Here is a 23053-nt window from a genome sequence, read left to right on the forward strand (position 1 = left end):
TCCAAATCCATGGCGTTGTTTCAGAGCTGGAACTCAGGTAGCTCGACCGTCAAGCCATCCCATGCCTCGGAGGCGGCCATCTGGCAGGACAGCCTCGACGTCCGCTGACGCTCGGGGTTCATCGCGAGCATCTCCTCTTCGTTGGCGCCGCAGAGTCCCACCGTGTCCGACCACTCGGGAGCGACGATCACGTGGCACGTTCCGCATGCGGCTTCCCCTCCACAATCGCCGTCGATGCCGGGCACCGCGTTGTTGACCGCAATCTGCATCAAGGACTGCCCTTCGGCCAAGGGGGCTTCGTACTTCTCGCCGTCATGAGAGACGAAGGTGACGACTGCCATGATTAACTCTCCTCAATCTGGAACTTCTCTTTTTAGTGTTGTCGCGCGTGACCAGCGTCGCTAGGCTCGCAGGAGTCAAAGAGTTGTATTTTTAGCTCACGCGCAGGGAGGCACGTGAAACTCGACGACTCGGGTATGCCAGCGCTGGCTTTCCTGCAGATGCTGGACAGTGAGTCGCTGGGGCATGACGCCAGCATTGCGCTGCGCAGCATCATGGTTCGCGAGCACGTCACCGAGTCGATGTTGGTGGGCCGCGACGCGCAGGTCCCCTTACGGTGGTTCAGGGAGATATATTCCGATTTCGATTGTGATCAGGGAACCCGTCTGGGTTTCGCGTTCGCTGAACACGCCAAACTGACGTCCTTTGGGGCACTCAGTGTTCCCTTGGTCAGCGCGGGCTCGGTAGCCGAGGTTGTCGAGTTGCTTGCTTATCTGCCGGTGATCACCACAGCCCTCAGCCCGTCGTTCCATTCGACGGAACGCGGCCTCACGATCGGGCTCACCGGTCGCACCGGTGACGCGGGCCTGAACTGCCTGGCCGTCACCTACGGTGGGCTGGCGCTGTTGCGTCTGCTCGACATGCTCGCGGGTGCCGTACCGAATATTGAACTGCATCTGAGTCATTCAGCGCCGGAGTCGTGGGTTCTTCATGACGAAGTGTTGGCGGGTCGGATCTTCTTCGACGCCCCCAGCTCGTTCGTCCACGTTCCCGCGGCTACGCTGGAGGAGGTCTGTCGATTCTCCGATCCTGTGGCGTACCGGATTGCCGTCACCGATTTGCAGCGAACTCTCGATCAACGACGTGACACGTCGGTCTCCGAAAAAGTAAGGGACCTGCTCGAGAAAGATCCCGGAAAAACGAACATCAGCCGGACGGCGGGCGAGCTCTCGATATCCCCGAGCACGTTGAAGCGGCGCCTCAGCGAAGAGGGGACCACCTTTCGAGAATTACGTCAGTCGTTCTTGCAGGAGCGAGCAATTCTGCGACTTCTCGACAGATCGGTGTCTGTAAGCGAGATCGCGGCAGAACTCGGGTACGCGGACCTCACGAACTTCACACATGCCTTCAAACGGTGGACCGGTCGGTCACCGCGCCACTTCAGAAAAACGCGCGACTGAGCGCGCAAAGTTCCGCCCGGGCGCGTGCCGGGCGTCCACCGGAACCAGCGGGCTTCGCGATCGGCCTCATCTGTCACCTGGACATCGTCGAGAAACGACACGATCGGCGCGGGTTTCGGTCATCGCAGCACCCTCTTGGGAAGAGGCGCAACGACATCCAGAGAATCCATACCGCGCTGGCGGCGGGTGCGGGCCGGGGGTGACGCGGACCCCCTAGTCACGCTATGCTAACCGTCGTTCACGTCGGGACCGGCGTTGAACGCGTGGTCGGAAGGAGTCCGGATGCCACACGACCAGCCGGCCATCATCGGTGCCGCCGAACTCGCTCCAGGAAGAAACGTTCCGTACACCTCCACTGAATTGCATGTGCGCGCCGCGGTCGCGGCTCTCGCCGACGCAGGGGTGGTCCCAGACGAGGTCGACGGTCTCGTGTGCGCCGGGCCGATGACGAACGAGGGTTCGATCTTCCTGTCCGAGGACCTCATGGACTATCTCGGGCTGCACAATCTGAAACTTCAGATGACCTGTCAGCTTGGCGGCGGGACCCATCTCGCCATGACGCGCATGGCGAGTAACGTCATCGCCCGGGGCGAGGCCGAGACGGTGCTGGTCGTGTCGGCGGGCAAGTTTCCACCGATCCGCGATGGCGGGCGCGAACTGATGGCGCTGGTGTGTGACCACGCGTTCGAGATGCCCTATGGACCGTCCGTGCCGGCGCTCTACGGTTTGATCGCGCAGGCCTGGATGCACGAGACGGGACAGGGCAAGGCGGACATCGCCGAGGTCACCGTGTCGCAGGACCGTTGGGCCGCACTGAACCCCGCGGCTATCGCGCACGGCGCTCAACGCCTGACTGTGGAGGACGTGCTGGCGTCCCGGCCGATCGCCGGGCCGTTCCACTTCTACCACTGCTCGATTCCCTGCGAGGGCGGTGGCGCGCTGGTGCTGGGCTCGGCCCGCCGGGCTCGCGCGGGCAAGCACCGGCCGGTGCATTTGCTGGGCTTTGGAGAGGGTCACACCCACGGTTTTCTGACCTCGCTGGCCCGGCCGGGTCGTACCGGGGCCGCCCGTTCGGGTCCGATGGCCTTTGAGCGCTCCGGACGGGCGCCGGCCGACGTCGACATCGCTTTGCTCTACGACGCCTTCGCCTCCAACCCGGCGATGATCCTTGAGGAGGCGGGTTTCGTGAAGCCCGGTGGGGCAGGCGATTTCTACCGTGACGGCTGCGCCGATCCGGGGGGCGACCTTCCGGTGAACACCGACGGCGGCCTAATCCGGTTCGGGCACACCGGGACCTCCTCTGGCATTTCGCAGATCCTTGAGGGTTACTGGCAGTTGTCCGGTCGCGCCGAGGGCCGTCAGGTGCCCGGGGCGGATACCGCGTTCGTGCACAGCTACGGCTCGATGCTGTGCAGTCACGTCAGCATGGTGATGGAGGGAGCGTCATGACCGCAGCTTCGAGTTCTCTCGACGGTCTGCACGATCCTGAGGCGCTGCCGCCGCTGACCGATGTCAACCGTCCCTACTTCGCAGCAGCGGCCCGCGGTGTACTCGTCTTCCAGCGGTGCGCGAACGACCACCCTTTCCTCTACCCGCGGCTGGTGTGTCCCGTCTGCCATGACGGTGAGTTGGCCTGGGAGACCGCGGCGGGTACTGGTGAGATCGTCAGTTTCGCGCCGGTGTACCGCCCCCCGTGGGACTCGTTCCCGCGCAGCGAGCCGTACGTCGTCGTGCTCGTTCGTCTGGACGAGGGGCCGCAGTTGTTGGCCAGTCTCGAGGGCGTGGCCCCAGATGAAGTTGCGATCGGGGCGAGAGTGCGCGCAGTGTTCGAGCGGGTGAACGAGGACCTTGGGCTGGTCCGATTCAGGCTGGCGGCGTCGTGACCACGTACGGGGTCTCGGTGCTCGGCGCGGACTTGGCCACCCTTGTCGAGACCGCCGAGGCTACCGACCTCGCCGGCTTCGACGCCGCCTGGGCCTCGGAGTTCTACTCGCGCTCCGGCTCGATCTCGATGGCCGCGATGGCCGCGCGCACAAAGCGCTGCCGCATCGGGTCGTCGATCCTGTATGGCGTCGGGCGCAGCCCGCTCGTGCTCGCCACCGAGGCGCGTGACCTCGACGAGCTTTCAGGCGGGCGCGTCGTACTCGGGCTCGGCAACGGTACACGCCGCATGATGAGCGACTGGCACGGCGTGGAGGACACCTCCGCTCCCGCTCTGCGCATGGAGGAGCTGGTCCCGCTCGTGCGTCGGATCTGGAACCTGCACGAGGGCCCCGTGCGCCATGAGGGGCGCTTCTACCGGATGAATCTCGTCCCAACCGGCGACGTCGCGCCGCCGAAGCGAGCGATCCCGATCATCACCGCGGGCGTGCGTCCGCGGATGTGCGAGGTGGCAGGGCGCGTAGCCGACGGGTTGGCTGGTCATCCGCTGTTCACCACGACTTACGTCGAGGAGGTCGCCCGCCCAGCCGTCGTGCGCGGTGCGGAGCGGGCCGGACGCGATCCCGCCGACATTGAGATCGTCTCGATGGTCATCTGCGCGGTGCACGACGACCCACAGATCGCACGTCGTGAGGCCGCGCAGCAGATCGCGTTCTACTCCTCGGTGAAGACCTACGAGCACGTGCTCGACGTCAGCGGTTTCGCCAGGCAGGCAGCGGCCATCCGCGACGCGTTCGCACGGCGTGACCTGCCGGCCATGTTCGCCGCGGTCACCGACGACATGATCGACGCGATGGCGGTGGCCGGCACCGCCGCCGAGGTCCGAGAAGGGCTGCGCCGCTACGAGGGCGTGCTGGACCACATCGTTCTCTACTCACCCTCGATTGGTCTCGCGCCCGAGCGCATCGCCGAGAACCTCGGCAGCCTCATTCGCGATTGTGCGCCGGCCTTCGCCGGCGGGAAAGGTGACCAGAGTGGCTGACGCATCGCTCATCGGGACGCAACTCGGGAGGACCACGTTTCCCGTCGACCGGTCCAAAGTGCGCGAGTTCGCACTTTCGCTCGGCGACCGCGACCCGATCTACCAGGACGTCGCGGCCGCCCGCGCCGCCGGCTTCGGCGCGATCCCCGCTCCTCCGACCTTCGTCGTCTCCTCGGCTCACTGGCGCGCCGACGACGACATGTTCGGCGCCCTCGGGCTCGACCTGCGACGCGTACTGCACGGTGAGTGCGGCTGGGAGTATTTCGCGCCGGTGTTCGTCGGCGACGAGCTCACCGAGACTCGTCGGGTGTCGAACGTGACCAGCCGCGAGGGGAAGCGCGGCGGCATCATGACAATCGTGACGATCGAGACCGACTTCACCAACCAGCGCGACGAACTCGTCGTGCGCCAGACCGACGTCTTGATCGAAACCGGAGGCTCCACCCAATGACGACATCCCCCGCGCCGGTGGCGTTGGCCATCGGCGACGAGATGCCGACCTCACAGTTCGGCCCGCTGACGCGCTCGCACATCGTTCGCTACGCCGGCTCCGGCGGCGACTTCAACCCGATCCACCACGACGAAGAGTTCGCCCGCGCGGCCGGCATGCCCGGTGTGTTCGGCATGGGACTGCTGCACGGCGGTGTGCTCGCGCAGCGGCTGACCGCCTGGGTGGGGCTGGCCAACATCCGCTCGTTCCGCATCCGGTTCACCGGTCAGGTATGGCCCGGTGACCTGCTCAGCTTCGGCGGCAGGGTCACCGGCGTGCGCGAGGCCGGAGGGCAGCAGGTGGCAGACCTCGAACTCGTGGTCACGCGCCAGACCGGCGAACCCGCGATAAAGGGGAGCGCCGTCGTGCAGGTGACCCGGTGAGCGCGCCAACGAGCGACGTCACCGGCCTCGGGATGACGTTCGGGACCTTCGACGAAGGCCGGGCGTGGGTCGGTCATCGCTCCGAACCGCGGCATGCGTGGTTCCCGATCGACCGCTCGATGGTGTTGTACTACTGCTCGCTCGTCGAGGACGCGAACCCCCGTTACTGGGAGGGTGAGGACTGCCCGCCCGGGCTGCTGATGAGCCTCGGCTTCGCGCCGCAGTGGGTGCCCGGGTACCTAGCGCGTGCCGACATGATGTTCGCGCTCAGCGTCCCGTTGCCGGGCCACCACATCATCAACGCCTCGACGACGACGGAGTTCGAACGCCGGCCCCGGGTAGGCGATCACGTGTCGATCGTGGAGGAGATCGCCTCGATCTCCGAGCCCAAGACGACGCGGGTGGGCACCGGTGTGTTCATCACCACGGTGAGCACCTTCTCCGACCAGCACGGTGAGGTCATCGGCCGCAACACCAACGTGCTCTTCCGATACGACACCGCCGATAGTGAAGGCGCATCATGAACGACTCCACCGAGCGCAGCATGGTCCGCGTCCCCGTGCGGTTCGAGGACATCGCCGTCGGCGACACCCTGACGCCCGTCTCGATCGAGATCAGCTACAAGCGCATCTGCATGAACGCGGCTTCGACATGGGACTGGTTCCCCGGTCACCACGACCCCGACTACGCGCGCAGCCAGGGCCAGCGCACGATCTACCTGTCAACCCTCTTCTTCCATGGCTTCATCGACCGCGGCCTCAACGAATGGGCCGGACCCGACGCGCTCATCCGGCGCCGCAGAATCTCAATGATCCGGTCGATCTATCCGGGCCAGACCGCAACCCTGAGCGGCAAGGTCGTGGCCAAACGCGACGATGGCGGACGGCGCCTCGTCGACCTCGAGTTGCTCGTCTCGAGCGAAGATGGTCCGTGCGTGCCGAGTGAAGCCACCGTTGAGCTGGCCGACCCGTTTGTCGAGGTGCCGGGGTGAGCTGCCACTCACATGCGAGGCGACGGTGAGGGACGGAGGCTCGGTGGCCGAGCAACCGGTTCGCTACGAGGTCGTCGACAGCGTGGCCTGGCTGACGATCAACCGGCCCGAGGCGCGCAACGCGCTGAACAACGCTGTGCGCACGGGGCTTTTCGACGCGGTACGCCGCTTCAATGACGACGACGCGGCGAAGGTGCTCGTCCTCACCGGCGTGGGCGATAAGGCGTTCTGCGCCGGCGGGGACTTGAAGGAGATGGCGCAGAACGCGCTCAAGGTGCCCCCGAAGGACTTCGCTCCGCAGTTCGGCCGCAACATCGATGTCGCGAAGCCGACGATCGCGGCCGTCAACGGTGTCGCGTTCGCCGGGGGCTTCCTGCTCGCGCAGCAGTGCGACCTGGTCGTGGCTGCCGAACACGCGACCTTCGCCGTCAGCGAGGTCAAAGTCGGCCGCGGGTCGCCGTGGGCGGCACCGCTATCGTGGCTGGTGCCCCCACGCGTTGCCATGCAGATCCTGCTGACCGGCGACCCGATCACCGCCGAGCGCGCCCACCAGGTCGGCTTAGTCAATGAGGTGGTGCCGGCCGATCAGTTGCGCGAGCGTACCCGGCAGTTGGCGCTCAGCATCGCCGCGAACGCACCGCTATCGGTGCTTGCGTCCAAGCGCACCGTGTACCTCTCGGCACAGCACCACCTCGCCGCCGCCTACGACCTGGCCGACGAGATATGGGAGCCGGTCTATCTGAGCGACGACGCGCAGGAAGGCCCGACGGCGTTCCGCGAGAAGCGCGCACCACAGTGGAAGGGACGCTGACATGGCGGTGACCATGCAGTCGGTAATCGCCGACATCGAAGCCGAAACGGCCGCGTTGCGCGAACTCATCGCACCGCTGCCCGAAGGTCCGCGCGGCTGGGACGCGCCGACTCCGGCCGTGGGCTGGGCGATCCGCGACCAGATCAGCCATCTGGCGTTCTTCGACGACGTGGCGGTGCGCTCGGCCACCGACCCCGACGGTTTCAGCAGCGACTACCTGCCGATGATGGCCGACGGAAGCATCTCACCCGACGTCATCGCTGAGCGCTACCGTCAAATGCCGGCTGCCGACCTGCTCGCGTGGTTCGACACGTCGCGTGCAGCCCTCGTTGCGGCGTTCGCGGACATTGCCCCGGCGACCCGCCTGCCGTGGTTCGGGCCGACGATGAGCGCGGTCTCGTCGCTGACAGCGCGACTCATGGAGACCTGGGCGCACGGCCAGGACATCGTCGACGCGCTCGGCGCGACCCGCGAGGCCACGGCACGGCTGCGGCACGTGGCCCACATCGGGGTGGGTGCGCGCGCTTTCAGCTACCTGGCCAACGGTCTGGACCTCCCCGCGGACCCGGTACGCGTCGAGCTGACCGCTCCGGACGGCAGCGTCTGGACGTGGGGGCCAGCCGACGCCGCCAACCGCGTGAGCGGGCCGGCGCTGGACTTTTGCCTGTTGGTGACCCAACGCCGCCACCGCGACGACACCGCTTTGGTCGCCGACGGACCGCTGGCCGACCAGTGGCTCGCGATCGCCCAGGCCTTCGCGGGGCCCCCTGGCGGCGGGCGCGTGGCGGGCCAGTTCGCAGGGGGTCAGCGGTGAGCGTCCCGGTCCGCATCGGCAACTGCTCCGGCTTTTACGGCGACCGCATCGCCGCAGCCCGCGAGATGGTCGAGGGCGGACCGATCGACGTCCTGTGCGGTGACTATCTGGCCGAGCTGACCATGCTCATCCTGGCCAAGGCCCAGGCCAAAGACCCGTCCGGCGGGTACGCGCGGACTTTCCTCACCCAAATGGAACAGGTGCTGGGCACCTGTCTCGATCGTGGCATCAAGGTCGTCGCGAACGCGGGCGGGCTGAATCCCGCCGGCTTGGCCGCCGCGTTGCGCGAGCTGTCCGCACGTCTCGGCCTCACCGCGCGCGTCGCGCACGTCGAGGGCGACGACCTACGTGGCGACCTCCACGCAATCACGCCGCCCGTCGGCGACATCAAACCGGTGTCGGCCAACGCCTACCTCGGCGCCTGGGGCATCACCGAGGCGCTGCATTCGGGCGCCGACGTCGTCGTGACCGGCCGGGTCACCGACGCATCCCTCGTGGTCGGTCCCGCGGCCTGGTGGCACGCCTGGGCACGCGCCGACTGGGATCGGCTCGCGGGTGCGGTCGTCGCCGGGCACGTGATCGAGTGCGGCCCTCAGGCGACGGGCGGCAACTACGCGTTCCTCGACGAGATCACCGACCGCCGCTACCCGGGGTTTCCGATCGCCGAGGTCGCCGAGGACGGCTCTTCGGTGATCACGAAGCATCCCGGCACCGGGGGACTGGTCTCAGTCGGCACGGTCACCGCCCAGCTGCTCTACGAGATCGCTGAACCTGCCTACCTCGGCCCCGACGTCGTCGCCCACTTCGACACCATTCGCCTGGCTCAACAGGGTGAGCACCGTGTCGCGATCAGCGGTACGAAAGGCAGTCCGCCGCCGGACACGTTGAAGGTGGCGCTGAACGAGGTGGGCGGCTTCCGCAACACGATGACCATGGTGCTCACCGGCCTCGACATCGAGGCCAAGGCGGCCTTCGCCGAACAGCAGCTCTTCGACGTTCTCGGCGGACGCGACGCCTTCGACGAAGTCGACGTGCGACTGTTGCGTTTCGACGTCTCCGATGCGCCGACGAACGAGCAAGCCTGCGCGCACCTGCGTGTGACGGTGAAGGACGCCGACCCGCGAAAGGTGGGCCGAGCCTTCTCCGGCGGGGTCATGGAGATCGCCCTGGCTGGTTTCGCCGGCTTCCACACCACCACGCCACCGTCCTCGGAGACCGCGTTCGGCGTCTACCGGCCGGCCTACGTTCCGCGCTCGGCCCTCACGCACGTGCTCGTCGACGCCGACGGCAATCGGCACGTGATCCCTGACCCGCCGACCGGTGCGGTCCCGCCGGCTGGGATCGCCCCGCCCGCGAAGCTGCCGGCGCCATCCGGGCCGACGCGGCTCGCGCCGCTCGGGTCGGTACTCGGTGCGCGGTCCGGAGATAAGGGCGGCAACGCCAACCTCGGACTGTGGGCACGCGACGACCCCGGTTACGCGTGGGCGCGCGAGTACCTGAGCGTCGAGCGGCTGCGCACACTGCTCGGGCCGGAGACGGCGCACCTGCGCATCGAGCGCTTCGAACTGCCGAACCTGCGCGCGCTCAACGTGGTGGTGCACGGCTTGCTCGGTGACGGGGTGGCCTCCTCGACCCGGCCGGACGCGCAGGCCAAGGGGCTCGGGGAGTACGTGCGATCCCGAGTGGTGGACGTTCCCGAATCGCTGCTCGACACACACTAAATCCGGTGCGGGGCGCCGTCTACCTGCTGTGTAACCGCGCGGCTGAACAGCGCCGCAACGGCCGCGGCGGCCAGCATCGCCTCAATCGTCGCGTCGTCCAGCGACGCCGGCATGTACGCGGACGCGTTGAGCAATGACAGCACGGCGGCGACCAGGCCCTGTGCGCGCTCACGGTCCAGATCGCCCCGTGCTCGTACGAGCGCGTCGACCCAGAAGGACTCGTACCTGTGCTGTCGGCGTCGCAGGGCACGGGTCGCCAGCGGCGACAGCGAGCGGTGCTCGCGGGCGTAGACGGCCAACAGGCCGCGTCGTCGCGCGCCGAAGGCCGCGTGTAGGTCGACAAGGGCGTGCAGGACCTCCGTCGGTGTGCCGGCGTTGGTGGCGCGCCGGGCGCCGGCCAGCAGCTCAGTCATGGCGGCGTCGCATAACTCGCGCAGGATCGCGTCCTTGTTCTGAAAGTGCCGGTAGACGGCCGGCCCGCTCACCCCTGCTGCGGCACCGATGTCGTCGATGCCCACGGCGTGAAAGCCTTGCCGCGCGAACAGGTCGGCGGCGGCCTCGAGGAGCAGTTTGCGGCGCAAACCGGCCACTTTCAGGCCTCCTGTCGATTTGTGGTTACGTTGTTCGCCGTCCGATCCGCTGGGCCGGGCTGGGATCCTACCGGCGCTGGGGTTGCCTGCGTCGGCACCCGCCGCACCAAATCAAGGGAGGTGAACGAAACCGCTAGCCCCCGCCGATGCTGTCGCATCCTCTTCTCAGTTCATGATTTAGGGGCCCTGCTTCGAACCCGCGATGTGCAGCGGCACGACTCAGCGCAAAACGACTCCGCCCTCGATGCCCGTGAACTGCGCGCGCAGCTCGGTCTTGAGCAGCTTGCCGGTGGCATTGCGCGGCAGTTCGGCGACGAAGTGCACGTCACGCGGACACTTGAAGTGTGCCAGCCGCTCCCGGCACCACGCTACGATCTCCTCGGCGCTCGGCGCCTGTGTCGCCGGGTCGGCGACCACGACCGCGACGACGCGTTCGCCCCACTTCGCGTCCTTACCGCCGATCACGGCGGCGTCGAACACCGCCGGGTGGCGGAAGAGAACCTGCTCGACCTCGATCGGGTAGACGTTCTCGCCGCCGGAGATGATCATGTCCTTCTTGCGGTCGACGAGGGTGATGAAGCCCTCGGCGTCCATGCGCCCGAGGTCGCCCGTGTGGAACCAGCCCCCGCGTAACGCCTCGGCGCTCGCCTCGGCCTTCATCCAGTAGCCGGTGAACACATTCGGGCCGCGCACGATCAGTTCGCCCACGGTGTCGGTCGCGACGTCGCGGTCGTCGTCGTCGACGATGCGGGCGTCGACATGCATTGCGACGCGGCCGATCGACCCGGCCCGCGTGCTGACGTTCTCGGCGTCGAGGACGGTCACCAAGGGAGCGGTCTCGGTCATGCCGAAGCCCTCGGTGAAGGGCACGCCTCGCTCGCGCATGAAGTCGATGACCGTGAGGGGGACGGGCGACCCGCCGCCCATGGCGAAACGCAGCGCAGACAGGTTGAAGGAGTCGAAGTCGGGCACCTGTGTGAGTGCGGTCCACATGGCCGGCACCATGAACTGGACCGTGACGTGGTGGTCGGCCATCGCCTGTAACGTCGCTCGCGGCTCGAAGGACGGCATGATCACGCTGGTGCCGCCGACGTACAACAGCGGCAGGGTGTGTACTCCCAGCCCGCCGATGTGGAACATCGGCGCCACCGCGACGGTGACGTCCTCGCCCCGCAGGCCGATGTCGGTGCCGAGGACGTTGATCGCGTTCCATAGCAGGTTGTCGTGGGTGAGGATCGCGCCCTTGGGTCGGCCCGTCGTCCCCGACGTGTACATGATGAACGCGGGGTCGCGGCCGTCGACGTCACCGTTGAGCGGTTCGGGCGCGGCGCCCGAGACGACGTCTTCGTAGCCGAGCTCGCCCGGCGCCGGCACCCCACCGGCGCGCACGACATGGCGCACGCGGACTCCGGACTCGGTGACGGCGCTCCTGGCCTGCGCGGCGAACGGCTCGTGGAAGACCAGAACATCGGCGCCTGAGTCGGCCAGGATGTAGCCGATCTCGGGTCCGGCAAGGCGCACGTTGAGCGGAACTGCAAGTGCGCCGATTTTGGCGCAGCCCAGCAGCACCTCGATGAACTCGGTCGAATTGACCAGCAGCATCGCGACCCGATCGCCCTTGCGCACGCCGAGGGCGATGAGTGCGGCGGCGACCTGGTTGGTGCGCCGATCGAGGTCGGCGTAGGTGATGTGCGCGCCGTTGCTGATCAACGCGGTGCGCCCGCCGTTGAGGAAGGCGCGCCGGCTCACCCACTGACCGATGCCGAGTTGCATTCGATTCCCTTTCATTCCGCGGCGACTCAGTAGGACGCGGGCAGTTTCAGGCTGTGCTGCGCCACGAAGTTGAGGATCATTTCGCGGCTGATCGGCGCGGTGCGCATGAGCCGGGCCGGACCCCACAACGTGGCGAGGCCGTACTCGGTGGCCATGCCGTTGCCGCCGTGGGTTTGAATCGCCTGGTCGAGCGCCAGGATGCCCGCCTCGGCTGCGGCATATTTCGCCATGTTCGACGCCTCACCCGACCCCGGATCGCCGGCGTCGTGCAGGGAGGCGGCACGCTGAGTCATCAACCGGGCCAGCTCAACCTGGATCTTGGCGTGGGCGAGCGGGTGCGATACGCCTTGGTGCGAGCCGATCGGCGTTCCCCACACGTGGCGGTTGCGGGCGTAATCGGCGGCTTTATCCAGCGCGTAGCGACCGATGCCGTTGCCGAGCGCCGCCCCCATGATTCGCTCCGGGTTCAGGCCCATGAAGACCTGGCGCAGGCCCTCGTTCTCCGCGCCGATAAGGTTGGCGGCCGGCACGCGGACGTCATCGAAGAATAGAGTGAACTGCTTCTCTGGAGTGACCGCCTGCACCGGGATGAGTGACTTGGTGAGCCCGGGGACATCGGTGGGCACGACGAGCAAGCTGAGTAGTCCGCGACCACTGTCGTTGGTAGACGTTCGGGTGACGACCAGGATCGCTTCGGCTTCGTCGACACCAGAAATGTAGTACTTGGTGCCGTTGATGACCCAGTCGTCGCCGTCGCGTTTCGCGGTCGTGGAGATGTTGTGCGAGTTCGAGCCCGCGTCCGGCTCGGTGATCGCGAATGCCATGATCGTCTCGCCGCTGGCGATGCCCGGCAGCCACTGCTGCTTGAGTTCCTCACTGCCGAATGCCTGGATGATCGTGCCGCAGATGGTCGGCGAGACGACGGTCATCAGCAGCGGGCAGCCCGCCGCGGCGAGCTCCTCACCGACGATCTGCATGTCGTAGATGCCGCCGCCGCCGCCGCCGTACTGCTCGGAAAGGTTCACCCCGAGGAAGCCCTGTTTGCCCACGGCCTGCCACAGCTCGGTGCTCTTCCCGCCGGCCAGCGACTTTTCCAGGTAGTACTCGTGTCCGAAGTCCTTGGCGATCTCGGCGACCGCCTTGCGCAGGTCCTGACGTTCCTCTGTCTCGTGCAATTCCATGACACTCCTCACATCGGTATCGACGCGCCACCGATCGGGAGCGCGCCGGCTTCATTAGAGCTCCGTGGCGTCCGACGCCACTTCACCGCCGTCCACCGCCTCGACCACGGCGAGGACGTCACCGCTCGAGACCTGATGGCCGACCTGGACCGGCAGGGCGCTCAGCACCCCGTCGATCGGGCTCGCGACGGTGTGCTCCATCTTCATCGCCTCCAGGACGACGAGCGTTTGACCGGCTGACACCGTCTCGCCCTCGGCGACCGGTAGTCGGATCACCGAGCCCGGCATCGGCGCGGTGAGCGACCCGGGCGGGTTCAGAGTGCTCGGGTCGACGAAGCGTGGCGCCAGCCGCAGGGCGGAGTAGCCGGCGACCGAGTCGAGGTGGGCAACATCGCCGTCGAGGACGACATCATAAGTGCGGCGCACCCCGTCGACGCGCAGCACCACCCGCTCGCTACTGCCCTCGACAACCTCGACGTCGGCCAACGGCTCGTCGTCGACCTGCAGGCAGGTCCCTGTCGAACCTAACGTGTACCCGACGCGCACTTCGCGCCCGCCCTGGGTCTGCCAGGTTGTGGTCTGCGGCTGCGAAGGGTTGTTGCGCCAGCCGGCGGGCAACGTGGCCTGCAGAGTTGCGACGGCACGCCGCGCGGCCACCCCGGCCACGGTCGCCGCGACGGCGTGCAGGCGCTCGGACTGCGTGTCTGGGAGGGCAGCGCCGAGTTGGGCGACGTCGTGTCGGTCAAGGAACCCAGTGTCGGTGCCCCGCCCGGCGAACTCGTCATGGCGCAGGACGCGAACAAGCAGGTTGCGATTGGTGGTCACGCCGTGAATACGGGCGCCGGCCAGCGCCGCCGAGAGGCTGGCAAGTGCCTCGTCGCGCGTTGGTGCCCACGCGATGACCTTGGCCAGCAGCGAATCGTAGTAATGACTGATGACCGAACCGGCACGAAAACCCGAGTCAACCCGCACGCCGGCAAGCGCCGGGACATCCAAGGTGCGCAGGGTGCCGGTACAGGGCCGGTAGTCATCGGCCGGATCCTCGGCGCACAGCCGGGCCTCGACCGCGTGACCGCGAATTCGCGGGTTGTGCATCTCCTCAGGCAGCGGGCGGCCCATGGCTACGAGCAGCTGGGCACGCACCAGGTCGAGGCCGGTGATCAGCTCGGTAACCGGGTGCTCGACCTGCAGCCGGGTGTTCATCTCTAGGAAGGCGAAGGAGTCGGCTTTGCCATCCTGAGCGGCGTCGTAGACGAACTCGACCGTCCCGGCGCCTACGTAGCCGACGGCGCGCGCGGCGGCGATGGCGGCCTCGCTCATCCGAGCGCGCAACGCGTCGTCGACGACCGGTGACGGCGCCTCCTCGATCACCTTCTGGTGTCGACGCTGCACGGAGCACTCGCGCTCGAACAGAGAGACGACGTTTCCGTGCGTGTCGGCCATGATCTGGATCTCGACGTGGCGTGGGCGCTGGACGTAACGCTCGAGGAAGACGGTGCCGTCGGCGAACGCGGCGGCGGCCTCACGCGAAGCGGAGGTGACCGCTTCGTCGAGCTCGTCCGGCGACGCGACAATGCGCATGCCTCGGCCACCGCCGCCGGCGCTGGCCTTGACCAGCACGGGGTAGCCGACGTCGGCGGCCAGCTTCGCCAGCTGCTCGGCCGATAGCCCCGTCGTGTCGCCACCGGGCAGCACAGGCACCCCCGCGTCGGACATCGTCTTCTTGGCCTGCAGCTTCGAGCCCATCGCGTCGATCGCCCCGGGCGGCGGACCGATGAAGACGAGGTCGGCGGCGGCACAGGCGCGCGCGAACCCGGCGTTTTCCGAAAGGAAGCCGTAGCCGGGGTGTACTGCGTCCGCGCCGGTGAGCGAGGCAGCGGCGATGATCCGGTGGATGTCGAGGTAGGTCTCGGCGGCAGACGAGCCGGGAAGGTGCACGGCCTCGTCGGCGTCGGCGACGTGCCACGCGTCGGCGTCGGCGTCGGAATAGACCGCGACGGTGGCGATCCCGAGATCGCGGCAAGTGCGGAACACCCGCCGCGCGATCTCGCCACGGTTGGCGACCAGGACCTTGCGGATCTTGGGCATCGCCATCACATCCGGAACACGCCGTAGCCACGCTGGCCACGGACCTCGCCGTTGTGGATCACCGACAGGCAGAACCCGAGAACGGTCCGCGTATCGCGGGGATCGATGATCCCGTCGTCGTAAAGTCGGCCGCTGTTGGCCAGTGCGACGGATTCGCGCTCGATCTGTTCCTCGACGGCGGCGCGCATCTGGGCGTCGGCCTGCTCGTCGAAGGGCAGCCCGCGGTCGGCGGCGGACTCGCGCGCCACGATGGACAGCACTCCGGCCAGTTGCGCCGGACCCATCACGGCCGACTTCGAGTTAGGCCAAGCGAATAGGAAACGCGGTGAGTACGATCGCCCGCACATGCCGTAGTTCCCGGCACCGTAGGACGCACCCATGGTGATGGTCACGTGGGGGACCGTGCTGTTTGATACGGCGTTGATCATCTTGGCGCCGTCCTTGATGATGCCGCCCTGTTCGTACTCGGCACCGACCATGAAACCGGTGGTGTTCTGCAGGAAGATGAGGGGGGTGTCGATCTGATTTGCCAGTTGGATGAACTGCGAACCTTTCTCGGCCTCCTCACTGAACAGGATGCCCCGTGCGTTTGCGAGGATGCCGACCGGGAAGCCGTGGATCGAGGCCCAGCCGGTGACGAGTGACGTGCCGTAGAGAGGTTTGAACTCGTCGAAGGCCGAGCCGTCGACCACTCGGGCGATGACGTCGCGGGGGTCGAAGGGCACCTTCGGATCGACCGACGCGATGCCGAGCAGCTGATCGGGGTCGTGCACCGGTGGGTGCGGCGGCGTGGTGGGTCCGGGGCCGTTCTTCCGCCAGTTGAGCCGCGCCATGATGCGACGGCCGATGCGGATCGCATCCTGCTCGTCCTCGGCCATGTAATCGGCCAGCCCCGAGGTGCGGGCGTGCATGTCGGCGCCGCCGAGCGACTCGTCATCGGAGACCTCGCCCGTGGCCATCTTGACCAGCGGCGGACCGCCGAGGAACACCTTGGAACGGTTGCGCACCATCACGACGTAGTCGCACATGCCCGGGACGTACGCACCTCCCGCGGTCGAGTTGCCGAAGACCAGGGCCAGTGTCGGCAGCCCCGCTGCGCTGTGCTGGGTCAAGTCGTGGAACAGCTGTCCGCCGGGCACGAAGATCTCTGCCTGTGTGGGCAGGTCGGCGCCGCCAGATTCGACGATGTTGATGATGGGCAGTCGGTTCTCCCGCGCGATGGCCATGCCGCGGAACACCTTGCGGAAGGTATAAGGGTTCGATGCGCCGCCGCGGACGGTGGGGTCGTGGGCGATGATCATCGACTCGATGCCCTCGACCACGCCGATGCCTACCACCACGCTACCGCCGACGGGGAACTTACTGCCCCAGGCGGCGAAGGGGCATAGTTCGAGGAACGCCGTGTCGGGGTCGAGCATCAGCTCGATGCGCTCGCGGACAAGCAGCTTGCCCCGCTTACGGTGGCGCGCAACGTATTTCGCGCCGCCGCCGCCGTTGACCAGCGCCAGTTGCTCCGCGATGGTGTCGAGTTGCGCGCTCAGTCCTTCGCGGTTCTTGAGATAGCCGGGCGCGGTGTCGTCGACCCGATCGGGCAGGACCTGTACCAAAGTTTTCCTTCCGGGCGAGCATCGACGTCGATCTACTAGGCGCTGATGTTAGCCGCAATTAACATCAGGTGACAACGGCGCAGGCGGGCGTCGGATTTGTTCCGCGCCGTGGTTCCGTCGAATGGCGAGGATCGAAGCGGTGCGTTCGCTGCAGATCGAGCGATCGAAGGAATTGACTGGGGAGGGACGGCACACAGGGCCCGTGCGAGGTCGTATCGAGTTCCTCGTCCGGCGCGCGTGGAGTCTACGGTTCGCGATCTCGGGTGAACACCCGCAGCGATTGTCAGTGTCGCGCCATGCCCTTCAGCCAACCGAGTAGTGCATAACGCCGGTCGGCCAGAATCTATCGGGTCTCCTCGGCTTTGGCCAGCGGCGGAGCGGCCTGATCAGGCGCCTGTCCGAGGGTATACAGGCCGAGAATGCCGAGAAAACCCGCACAGTGCTCGATGAGCATTTCAGTCGAGAGGTTCAGTTGTCCATCTATCCAGCGACGGAGTATCTCGAACAGGCCCCCGACACCGTAGGTAGCGGCGAGATCTGCGACTTGGAGCACATCGCTGGGTATATCGAGGTGCAAGCGGGCCTCTCTGAGCACCAGCTCCGCAAAATCGGTCATCAGATCGCTTCGCAGCTGCCGAAGGAGGGGTTCTGCGCCCGACTCGACAAACAGTATGCGGGCCATGCGGGGATCGTTCTCGATCACCTGAACCAGGGCCTTGATCGGAGCGTAAGCCAGTTCTTGAGGAGCAACCGTGTCGTCCGGAATGGCGCTGGTTATCACCGCTTGGAAGGTAGTGGAGATCTTGGCAAATACCGCACGCAAGAGCGCGTCTCGATCGCGAAACTGTTGGTAGAAGTACCGGCTCGTCACTCCTGATTTCGCACACACGGCGGTCACGGTGCACGCGGTAGCTCCGTGGGTGCCCATGATTGAGACCGCGGCATCAATCAACATCACGCGACGCTGTGCATCGCGTTGAGTTGCGGACAGCCCGCCATAGACACGTGCTGGACTCATGTCCTACAGTCTGGCAGTCTTATCTGACAAGGCATAAAGTCAGATCCAAACTTCGAGGAAGGACCTCAAATGTCGGACGATCAAGCCCCGACCCCGACCCGGGTGCTGCCAAAACCCAGGCGCGTTCGGTTTCCGATGCCGACCTCCACGAAGCGGCAACATTTTGTCGATGGCGACCTGGTGATGAGCCATTTCATCTCGGTGCTTTCTGCGACGTTCCCGGAAGGCGAGGATTTCTTCATCCGCTCGGTCAGGAACTTCCAGAGTTCCATCGACGATCCCCAACTAGAGACAGCGGTCAAGGGTTTCATCGGACAAGAGGCCACACATCGACACCAGCATCGTCTCCTAAACGAGCGACTCCAGGTCATGGGTTATCCGACCGCGCGAATCGACCGTCATGTCGGACGCTTGATCAAGCGATTGGAACGGCGCTTTTCGCCGGAAATGCGGCTGTCCATGACCTCCGCGTTGGAGCACTACACCGCTACGCTGGCAGAAATCATTCTTACCAGCGAAGACGCCCAGAAGCTCATCGGCCAGACAGAGGTTCGACCGATTCTGCTGTGGCATGCCTTCGAGGAGTCGGAGCACAAAGCGGTTGCCTTTGATGTCTATCGGCTGGTGGGAGCAACCGAGCGCACCCGTGTACGGGGCATGCGGATCGCTTCAGTAATTCTGTTCGGCGAGCTCATTCTGCAGACTGCCTTGTCTATGGCCGCTGATAGAGCCTCATATAACCCGGTCACCCTGGTGCGCAGTCTGTACCGCTTTAGTCGCACCCCGATGTTCACCGCCGATGCGCTGCGGCGTTTCCGTTCCTACAATCGCCCGGGTTTCCATCCTGATGATTGGGACAGCGCCGCGGTCCTGGAGCATTGGAGCAAAGAACTGTTCGACCAAGACGGTTCACAGCGAGTTATCGCTTCGTCGGGATAGCAAAGATGCGGAAGTGCGGCGACGCAGGAGCACCGTTCCTGCGTCGCTCCTTCCGAACAGGGTGCGACGCGTCGGTGACTCACGGATTCGGTGCTCGGTGGCCGGTGAAGGTGGCGGTCGGACCCGCAAATGCGGTTCGCAGCGATCGCCACGGGGCTGGCTGGCCTGTTGTGAGCCTCGATCAGTCGCTGATGACATAGCGTTGAGCCAGGGTTTCAGCAAGTCTGCTGGTGTGCGCGACCACTTCTTTCTCGGTCACCGCAAGCAAACCGGAGTGCCAGGCGGTGATGACTTCGACGAATCCCCCGACAGCGATCAGGGTGTCCATGCGAAGGGCTATCTCGTCGGCATCTTGTCGGAGGTGTGGCCGGCTTGCCTCAACGACCAACTGCGTTGCTTCCTGTAGCGCCACGGCGCGGCGGTCTTGTAGCGGTGAGCTACCGACATGCTGAGCGAGGAGGATGCGTGCCCGGCCGGGATCGCGTGCGATCCGGTCGACCACGATGGTGATCGCCGCGGTGATGGTTTCGATCGGCGGCCGATTCGCACGCTCGTTGAAGAGCGCGGCGACCTCGCCGAGCATGTCATTGCGGACGCCATCCCACGCAGCAACGAGCAGCTCATCGCGCGTCTTGAAGCCCTCGTAGAAGTATCGATCGTTCAGCCCTGTGCGGGCGCATACGCCGCGCATAGTGACCGCGGCCCAACCGCTCTCACTCCAAATCTCGGTTGCGGCCTCGATCAATTGCTGCCGTCGCTCGGCACGACGCTCGGCCCCGGTCCGACCACCCCAGCGCTTGTTTCTCGACCGCACCTCTCCATCTTGACAAGGTGCTCGTTCCACCACCAAACTGGTGGCATGCGACACCAATGGTGGCTGGTGCCCCCAGATGAGAGTTTCCCCACAGCAGACGTCCATGTCGCGACCCGAAAGGCAGACGGATGAGATTGCTGCCCTTCGGCGGCGCACCAGGCAGAACGCACCGCGCCGATGCAGTCGTCACGGGCGCAGGAAGCGGTATCGGCCGCGCATTCGCCGTGGAGCTTGCGCGCCGAGGTGGACGCGTGGTGTGCGCCGACAAAGATCCCGTCACTGCAAAAGAGTCGGCAGAGTTGGTGAGGCAGGCTGGCGGCGAGGGCTTCGACATCGAATGCGATGTCACCGATCTTGAGCAGGTCCGCAACCTCGCTGATGTGAGCGAAGACTGGTTCGAGAAGGCTGCGAGCCTCGTCATCAACAACGCCGGAATCGGTGCGGGCGGCAACCGCATCGGCGCGACGTCGATCGAGGACTGGAACGCGGCGATTTCTGTCAACCTCTGGGGCGTTATCTACGGCTGCGAGACTTTTGTGCCTCGGCTCCGCAGCAATGGGCATGGCGGAGTCATCAATGTGGCGTCGGCAGCGAGCTTTGGCTCGGCCCCTCGGATGGCGGCTTACAACGTGAGCAAGGCCGGGGTGCTCGCTCTGTCGGAGACATTGGCGGCCGAACTGAGCGGTACTGACATCAACGTCACAGTGCTTTGCCCCACCTTCGTGAAGACGAACATCGTCAACAATCCTCAAATCGACGAGGCGGCTGCAAGACTCGCGGCCAACCTGATGAAATGGACCGGCATTTCGCCACAGCACGTTGCTCGAACGACGTTGAACGCGCACGATCGCGGACAAATTTATGTAGTACCCCAACTCGATGCCAAAGTCTTGTGGCAACTCAAGAGAGCCCTACCCGGCCCCTTTACTCGCACGCTGGGCCTCGTGGAGCGCATGGCCTCATGGAACGATTCAGCCGAGTAGAGGAGCAGGGAAAATGGCTTTCGCATACAGTGACATGCTCGAGACAATCAAAAACAAGCAATGGGCTCTTGCCGATATCGATTGGAACGCCCCTGGCGCGGAACTGATCACCGATGAACAGCGTCCCAAACTCAAGCAATTCATGTCCGACGTGGTGTGGATTGAGCATGTTGGAGCACGTGCCTTCGCCGCGATGGCTCCAAAGGCGCCATTCGAAGCGCTCGGAGACATTTACCGTTACTTTCACGCCGAGGAGCAGCGTCACGCCAATGCCGAACTTGCCTTGATGCGTCGCTGGGGCATGCTCGAGGAAGGCGAGAAACCGGTCCCGAACAAGAATATTCGGCTGGTCATCGAATGGCTGGACCGTTATGCGGAAGCCCTGCCCCTGACCGTCATCGGGGCCGCGATTCCGGCACTGGAGACTGCGCTCGATGGAGCGCTGCTGAAGTTTCTCCTCGATGAGGTTGACGACCCTGTGTGCGGGGAGGTGTTCAACAAGGTCAACAGCGACGAATCAAGGCATCTCGCGGTTGGCTTCCAGGTCTTGAATGACCTGGGCGCCAGCCCGATGCGAATCCACGCCATTCAAACTGCGGGTGCTCTTGTCGACCCGCGCATTCTCACCGGCGCGTTGCTGTATATCCCGCTCCTGACGCGCATGTTGATGAATCTCAACGCTATGGGTCTGTCCGAGGAGAAGTTATACAACGCAGTGACGCGGTATGCCAATGTCGGCGATCGCAGTGAGCATACGCGGAGGGTGCCCGGCTATCACATCTTGAAGGCGCACATGTCGTCGTCCATCAAGCGGTCCCAGCCTCTGCACTTCGTGTCTCAGCGCCTTGGCAATGCGATCGATGTTTTCCCTGTTCAGATTTTCGGTCGGCCGCCATCCTGGACGGACGAACTGACCTACGAACCGGTTGCCAAATGACAGGCACCACGACGACGTTGATCGTCGGCGCCGGGTTCGCAGGTATCGGTGCGGCGATCAGACTGCTTCAAGAGGGCACGGATGACTTCGTCATCCTGGAACGGTCAGATCGCGTCGGAGGCACCTGGCGAGACAATACTTATCCCGGTGCGGCCTGCGATATTCCCTCGCTTCTCTACTCCTACTCGTTCGAGCCGAATCCGGGCTGGACTCGTACCTACTCGGGGAGCGCTGAGATCCTCGAATATATCGACGATATGGTCGACAAGTACGATCTTGCCCGGTTCATCCAGTTTGATACCGACGTGACTGCCTTGGAATTCGATGAGAGTGCCGGCATCTGGATGGCCGACACGGCAGATGGAAAGCGGTATCACACCCGGTCAGTTGTGATGGCCAGTGGACCACTTGCCAACGCCAGCTTTCCCGATATTCGGGGTATTGACTCGTACGGTGGAAAAAAGATCCACAGCGCTCGATGGGACCATGGCTACGATCTCGGCGGTAAGAGGGTTGCAGTCATCGGGACAGGCGCGAGCGCGGTTCAGATCATTCCCGAGCTCGTAAAGTCGGCTGCCTCGGTCAAAGTCTTCCAGAGAACGCCCGGCTGGGTGTTGCCCAGGGTGAACTTCAGGCATCCGGCCTGGGCGCGTTCGACCTTCACACACCTGCCGGTGAGCGAACAAGCGCTCCGCGACGCGTGGTTTTGGGCCCACGAAGTGATGGCAGTGGGTATGGTCTGGAACACCGCCGCGACGTCCGCGATACAGCTGGCGGCCAAGGCTCATCTCCGTCGGCAGGTGAAAGACTCCTGGTTGAGACGTCAGTTGACGCCCCATTTCAGGCCTGGATGCAAGCGCATGCTCATGACCAGTGATTATTACCCTGCGCTACAGGCGGATAACTGCAAGCTGATCAGCTGGCCGATCGCCACATTGTCACCCAACGGTGTTCGGACCGCCGACGGTGTCGAGCACGAAGTGGACTGTATCGTATTTGCCACTGGCTTCGATGTGGCCAAACGTGGCACCCCGTTCCCGATTAGCGGCCTCGGCGGTCGGAAGCTCGGCGATGAATGGTCTCAGGGGACATTTGCCTTCAAGAGCGTGAGCGTGGCCGGGTATCCGAACTTATTCTTCACTTTCGGACCGAATTCCGGGCCAGGCCACAACTCGGCGCTCGTATATATGGAGGCTGCAATTGACTATATAGTCAAGGCGATCAAGCTCCTTCAGCAAAATGACATCGGCACTTTGGATGTGAGGGAGGATCGTCAGGACCGCTATCACTCCGAAATTCAGCGCCGCCTTCGACGAACGACTTGGAATTCGGGGTGCAGCAGTTGGTATTTGACCGAGGACGGCTACAACGGCACGATGTACCCAGGTTTCGCGACCCAGTTTATGAGAGAACTATCCCGCTTGGATCCTCATGATTACGTGATAACCCGGCGCGACGATACACACGTCGAGCTGACGCAATCACTCTGAATACAAGTTTGCAAGGCTGACCGTCAGAACGGTGAAATAC

General features: G+C 65.2%; 23 protein-coding genes. 15 read left to right on the plus strand and 8 right to left on the minus strand.

Translation table 11 applies throughout. The features are described from left to right. Nucleotides 1–20: 20 nt before the first annotated feature. Nucleotides 21–341, minus strand: a complete 321-nt coding sequence (locus ACNQS7_RS32635) for a 2Fe-2S iron-sulfur cluster-binding protein (protein ID WP_005086615.1) — start codon at nucleotides 339–341, stop codon at nucleotides 21–23. Between the two features lie 114 nt (nucleotides 342–455). Between ACNQS7_RS32635 and ACNQS7_RS32640 the strand changes: the two genes are divergently transcribed. From ACNQS7_RS32640 to ACNQS7_RS32690, 11 genes are all read left to right on the plus strand, one after another. Further along, entirely contained in the window at nucleotides 456–1460 is a 1005-nt protein-coding gene (locus tag ACNQS7_RS32640) for a helix-turn-helix domain-containing protein (RefSeq protein ID WP_025239364.1), read from the plus strand. A gap of 282 nt (nucleotides 1461–1742) precedes the next feature. Then, complete coding sequence (locus ACNQS7_RS32645) at nucleotides 1743–2909, plus strand: thiolase family protein (RefSeq protein WP_011560598.1); 1167 nt, start codon at nucleotides 1743–1745, stop codon at nucleotides 2907–2909. Beyond that, complete coding sequence (locus ACNQS7_RS32650; protein WP_011560597.1) at nucleotides 2906–3343, plus strand: Zn-ribbon domain-containing OB-fold protein; 438 nt, start codon at nucleotides 2906–2908, stop codon at nucleotides 3341–3343. The genes ACNQS7_RS32645 and ACNQS7_RS32650 overlap by 4 nt, the downstream gene beginning before the upstream one ends. After that, entirely contained in the window at nucleotides 3340–4383 is a 1044-nt protein-coding gene (locus tag ACNQS7_RS32655) for an LLM class flavin-dependent oxidoreductase (protein WP_014382413.1), read from the plus strand. The genes ACNQS7_RS32650 and ACNQS7_RS32655 overlap by 4 nt, the downstream gene beginning before the upstream one ends. Beyond that, nucleotides 4376–4834 (plus strand): FAS1-like dehydratase domain-containing protein, encoded by a 459-nt coding sequence (locus tag ACNQS7_RS32660; protein WP_011560595.1) that lies wholly within the window; start codon nucleotides 4376–4378, stop codon nucleotides 4832–4834. The genes ACNQS7_RS32655 and ACNQS7_RS32660 overlap by 8 nt, the downstream gene beginning before the upstream one ends. Then, nucleotides 4831–5256 (plus strand): dihydroxy-acid dehydratase, encoded by a 426-nt coding sequence (locus ACNQS7_RS32665; RefSeq protein WP_011560594.1) that lies wholly within the window; start codon nucleotides 4831–4833, stop codon nucleotides 5254–5256. Before ACNQS7_RS32660 ends, ACNQS7_RS32665 begins: the two co-directional genes overlap by 4 nt. A gap of 32 nt (nucleotides 5257–5288) precedes the next feature. Then, nucleotides 5289–5780: an FAS1-like dehydratase domain-containing protein gene (locus tag ACNQS7_RS32670; RefSeq protein ID WP_017205330.1), complete on the plus strand. Its 492-nt coding sequence runs from the start codon at nucleotides 5289–5291 to the stop codon at nucleotides 5778–5780. After that, nucleotides 5777–6247: a MaoC/PaaZ C-terminal domain-containing protein gene (locus ACNQS7_RS32675; RefSeq protein ID WP_011560592.1), complete on the plus strand. Its 471-nt coding sequence runs from the start codon at nucleotides 5777–5779 to the stop codon at nucleotides 6245–6247. The genes ACNQS7_RS32670 and ACNQS7_RS32675 overlap by 4 nt, the downstream gene beginning before the upstream one ends. A 43-nt stretch (nucleotides 6248–6290) precedes the next feature. Then, a complete protein-coding gene (locus ACNQS7_RS32680; protein WP_011560591.1) occupies nucleotides 6291–7058 on the plus strand; it encodes an enoyl-CoA hydratase/isomerase family protein in 768 nt (255 codons plus the stop codon). Between the two features lies 1 nt (nucleotide 7059). After that, a complete protein-coding gene (locus tag ACNQS7_RS32685) occupies nucleotides 7060–7872 on the plus strand; it encodes a TIGR03084 family metal-binding protein (RefSeq protein WP_011560590.1) in 813 nt (270 codons plus the stop codon). Then, nucleotides 7869–9593, plus strand: coding sequence for an acyclic terpene utilization AtuA family protein (locus ACNQS7_RS32690; RefSeq protein WP_011560589.1), 1725 nt, complete (start codon nucleotides 7869–7871; stop codon nucleotides 9591–9593). Before ACNQS7_RS32685 ends, ACNQS7_RS32690 begins: the two co-directional genes overlap by 4 nt. Here the strand turns inward: ACNQS7_RS32690 and ACNQS7_RS32695 are convergent. The 6 genes from ACNQS7_RS32695 to ACNQS7_RS32720 all read right to left on the minus strand — a co-directional run bounded on the left by ACNQS7_RS32695 (nucleotide 9590) and on the right by ACNQS7_RS32720 (nucleotide 17850). Next, on the minus strand, nucleotides 9590–10183 hold the full coding sequence (locus tag ACNQS7_RS32695) for a TetR/AcrR family transcriptional regulator (protein WP_011560588.1): 594 nt from the start codon (nucleotides 10181–10183) through the stop codon (nucleotides 9590–9592). The two genes, ACNQS7_RS32690 and ACNQS7_RS32695, sit on opposite strands and share 4 nt — an antisense overlap. Before the next feature lie 219 nt (nucleotides 10184–10402). Continuing rightward, nucleotides 10403–11956: an acyl-CoA synthetase gene (locus tag ACNQS7_RS32700; RefSeq protein WP_011560587.1), complete on the minus strand. Its 1554-nt coding sequence runs from the start codon at nucleotides 11954–11956 to the stop codon at nucleotides 10403–10405. Between the two features lie 26 nt (nucleotides 11957–11982). Continuing rightward, a complete protein-coding gene (locus tag ACNQS7_RS32705; RefSeq protein WP_011560586.1) occupies nucleotides 11983–13137 on the minus strand; it encodes an acyl-CoA dehydrogenase family protein in 1155 nt (384 codons plus the stop codon). A gap of 54 nt (nucleotides 13138–13191) precedes the next feature. After that, nucleotides 13192–15225, minus strand: a complete 2034-nt coding sequence (locus ACNQS7_RS32710) for a biotin carboxylase N-terminal domain-containing protein (protein WP_005116476.1) — start codon at nucleotides 15223–15225, stop codon at nucleotides 13192–13194. 5 nt (nucleotides 15226–15230) lie between these two features. Further along, nucleotides 15231–16832: an acyl-CoA carboxylase subunit beta gene (locus ACNQS7_RS32715; protein WP_011560585.1), complete on the minus strand. Its 1602-nt coding sequence runs from the start codon at nucleotides 16830–16832 to the stop codon at nucleotides 15231–15233. A gap of 343 nt (nucleotides 16833–17175) precedes the next feature. Further along, nucleotides 17176–17850, minus strand: coding sequence for a TetR/AcrR family transcriptional regulator (locus tag ACNQS7_RS32720; protein ID WP_011560584.1), 675 nt, complete (start codon nucleotides 17848–17850; stop codon nucleotides 17176–17178). Nucleotides 17851–17919: 69 nt separating this feature from the next. On the opposite strand from ACNQS7_RS32720, the gene ACNQS7_RS32725 reads away from it, so the two are divergent. Then, nucleotides 17920–18789: a metal-dependent hydrolase gene (locus ACNQS7_RS32725; RefSeq protein WP_011560583.1), complete on the plus strand. Its 870-nt coding sequence runs from the start codon at nucleotides 17920–17922 to the stop codon at nucleotides 18787–18789. Between the two features lie 181 nt (nucleotides 18790–18970). On the opposite strand, the gene ACNQS7_RS32730 is transcribed toward ACNQS7_RS32725, so the two are convergent. Beyond that, nucleotides 18971–19534 (minus strand): TetR/AcrR family transcriptional regulator, encoded by a 564-nt coding sequence (locus ACNQS7_RS32730; RefSeq protein ID WP_005131302.1) that lies wholly within the window; start codon nucleotides 19532–19534, stop codon nucleotides 18971–18973. Nucleotides 19535–19731: 197 nt separating this feature from the next. Here ACNQS7_RS32730 and ACNQS7_RS32735 point away from each other — a divergent pair, with 197 nt between their 5' ends. From ACNQS7_RS32735 to ACNQS7_RS32745, 3 genes are read left to right on the plus strand one after another with little or no spacing between them, the layout of a single operon-like run. Next, the gene (locus ACNQS7_RS32735; RefSeq protein ID WP_011560581.1) at nucleotides 19732–20586 is read left to right on the plus strand and encodes an SDR family NAD(P)-dependent oxidoreductase; all 855 of its coding nucleotides are present in this window, start codon (nucleotides 19732–19734) and stop codon (nucleotides 20584–20586) included. A 13-nt stretch (nucleotides 20587–20599) separates the two neighbouring features. Continuing rightward, the gene (locus ACNQS7_RS32740) at nucleotides 20600–21523 is read left to right on the plus strand and encodes a hypothetical protein (protein WP_005086594.1); all 924 of its coding nucleotides are present in this window, start codon (nucleotides 20600–20602) and stop codon (nucleotides 21521–21523) included. After that, the gene (locus ACNQS7_RS32745; protein ID WP_011560580.1) at nucleotides 21520–23013 is read left to right on the plus strand and encodes a flavin-containing monooxygenase; all 1494 of its coding nucleotides are present in this window, start codon (nucleotides 21520–21522) and stop codon (nucleotides 23011–23013) included. Before ACNQS7_RS32740 ends, ACNQS7_RS32745 begins: the two co-directional genes overlap by 4 nt. Nucleotides 23014–23053 lie beyond the last annotated feature (40 nt).

The sequence above is a fragment of the Mycobacterium sp. 23 genome, assembly GCF_048287075.1.
GTDB lineage: Bacteria > Actinomycetota > Actinomycetes > Mycobacteriales > Mycobacteriaceae > Mycobacterium > Mycobacterium gordonae_B.

Coding starts and splice junctions, on each gene's coding strand:
- ACNQS7_RS32740 (WP_005086594.1), top strand. CDS start 20,600: ATGGCTTTCGCATACAGTGACATGCTCGAGACAATCAAAAACAAGCAA.
- ACNQS7_RS32735 (WP_011560581.1), top strand. CDS start 19,732: ATGAGATTGCTGCCCTTCGGCGGCGCACCAGGCAGAACGCACCGCGCC.
- ACNQS7_RS32705 (WP_011560586.1), bottom strand. CDS start 13,137: ATGGAATTGCACGAGACAGAGGAACGTCAGGACCTGCGCAAGGCGGTC.
- ACNQS7_RS32645 (WP_011560598.1), top strand. CDS start 1,743: ATGCCACACGACCAGCCGGCCATCATCGGTGCCGCCGAACTCGCTCCA.
- ACNQS7_RS32635 (WP_005086615.1), bottom strand. CDS start 341: ATGGCAGTCGTCACCTTCGTCTCTCATGACGGCGAGAAGTACGAAGCC.
- ACNQS7_RS32720 (WP_011560584.1), bottom strand. CDS start 17,850: ATGAGTCCAGCACGTGTCTATGGCGGGCTGTCCGCAACTCAACGCGAT.
- ACNQS7_RS32675 (WP_011560592.1), top strand. CDS start 5,777: ATGAACGACTCCACCGAGCGCAGCATGGTCCGCGTCCCCGTGCGGTTC.
- ACNQS7_RS32710 (WP_005116476.1), bottom strand. CDS start 15,225: ATGCCCAAGATCCGCAAGGTCCTGGTCGCCAACCGTGGCGAGATCGCG.
- ACNQS7_RS32650 (WP_011560597.1), top strand. CDS start 2,906: ATGACCGCAGCTTCGAGTTCTCTCGACGGTCTGCACGATCCTGAGGCG.
- ACNQS7_RS32670 (WP_017205330.1), top strand. CDS start 5,289: ATGACGTTCGGGACCTTCGACGAAGGCCGGGCGTGGGTCGGTCATCGC.
- ACNQS7_RS32725 (WP_011560583.1), top strand. CDS start 17,920: ATGTCGGACGATCAAGCCCCGACCCCGACCCGGGTGCTGCCAAAACCC.
- ACNQS7_RS32685 (WP_011560590.1), top strand. CDS start 7,060: ATGGCGGTGACCATGCAGTCGGTAATCGCCGACATCGAAGCCGAAACG.
- ACNQS7_RS32700 (WP_011560587.1), bottom strand. CDS start 11,956: ATGCAACTCGGCATCGGTCAGTGGGTGAGCCGGCGCGCCTTCCTCAAC.
- ACNQS7_RS32665 (WP_011560594.1), top strand. CDS start 4,831: ATGACGACATCCCCCGCGCCGGTGGCGTTGGCCATCGGCGACGAGATG.
- ACNQS7_RS32745 (WP_011560580.1), top strand. CDS start 21,520: ATGACAGGCACCACGACGACGTTGATCGTCGGCGCCGGGTTCGCAGGT.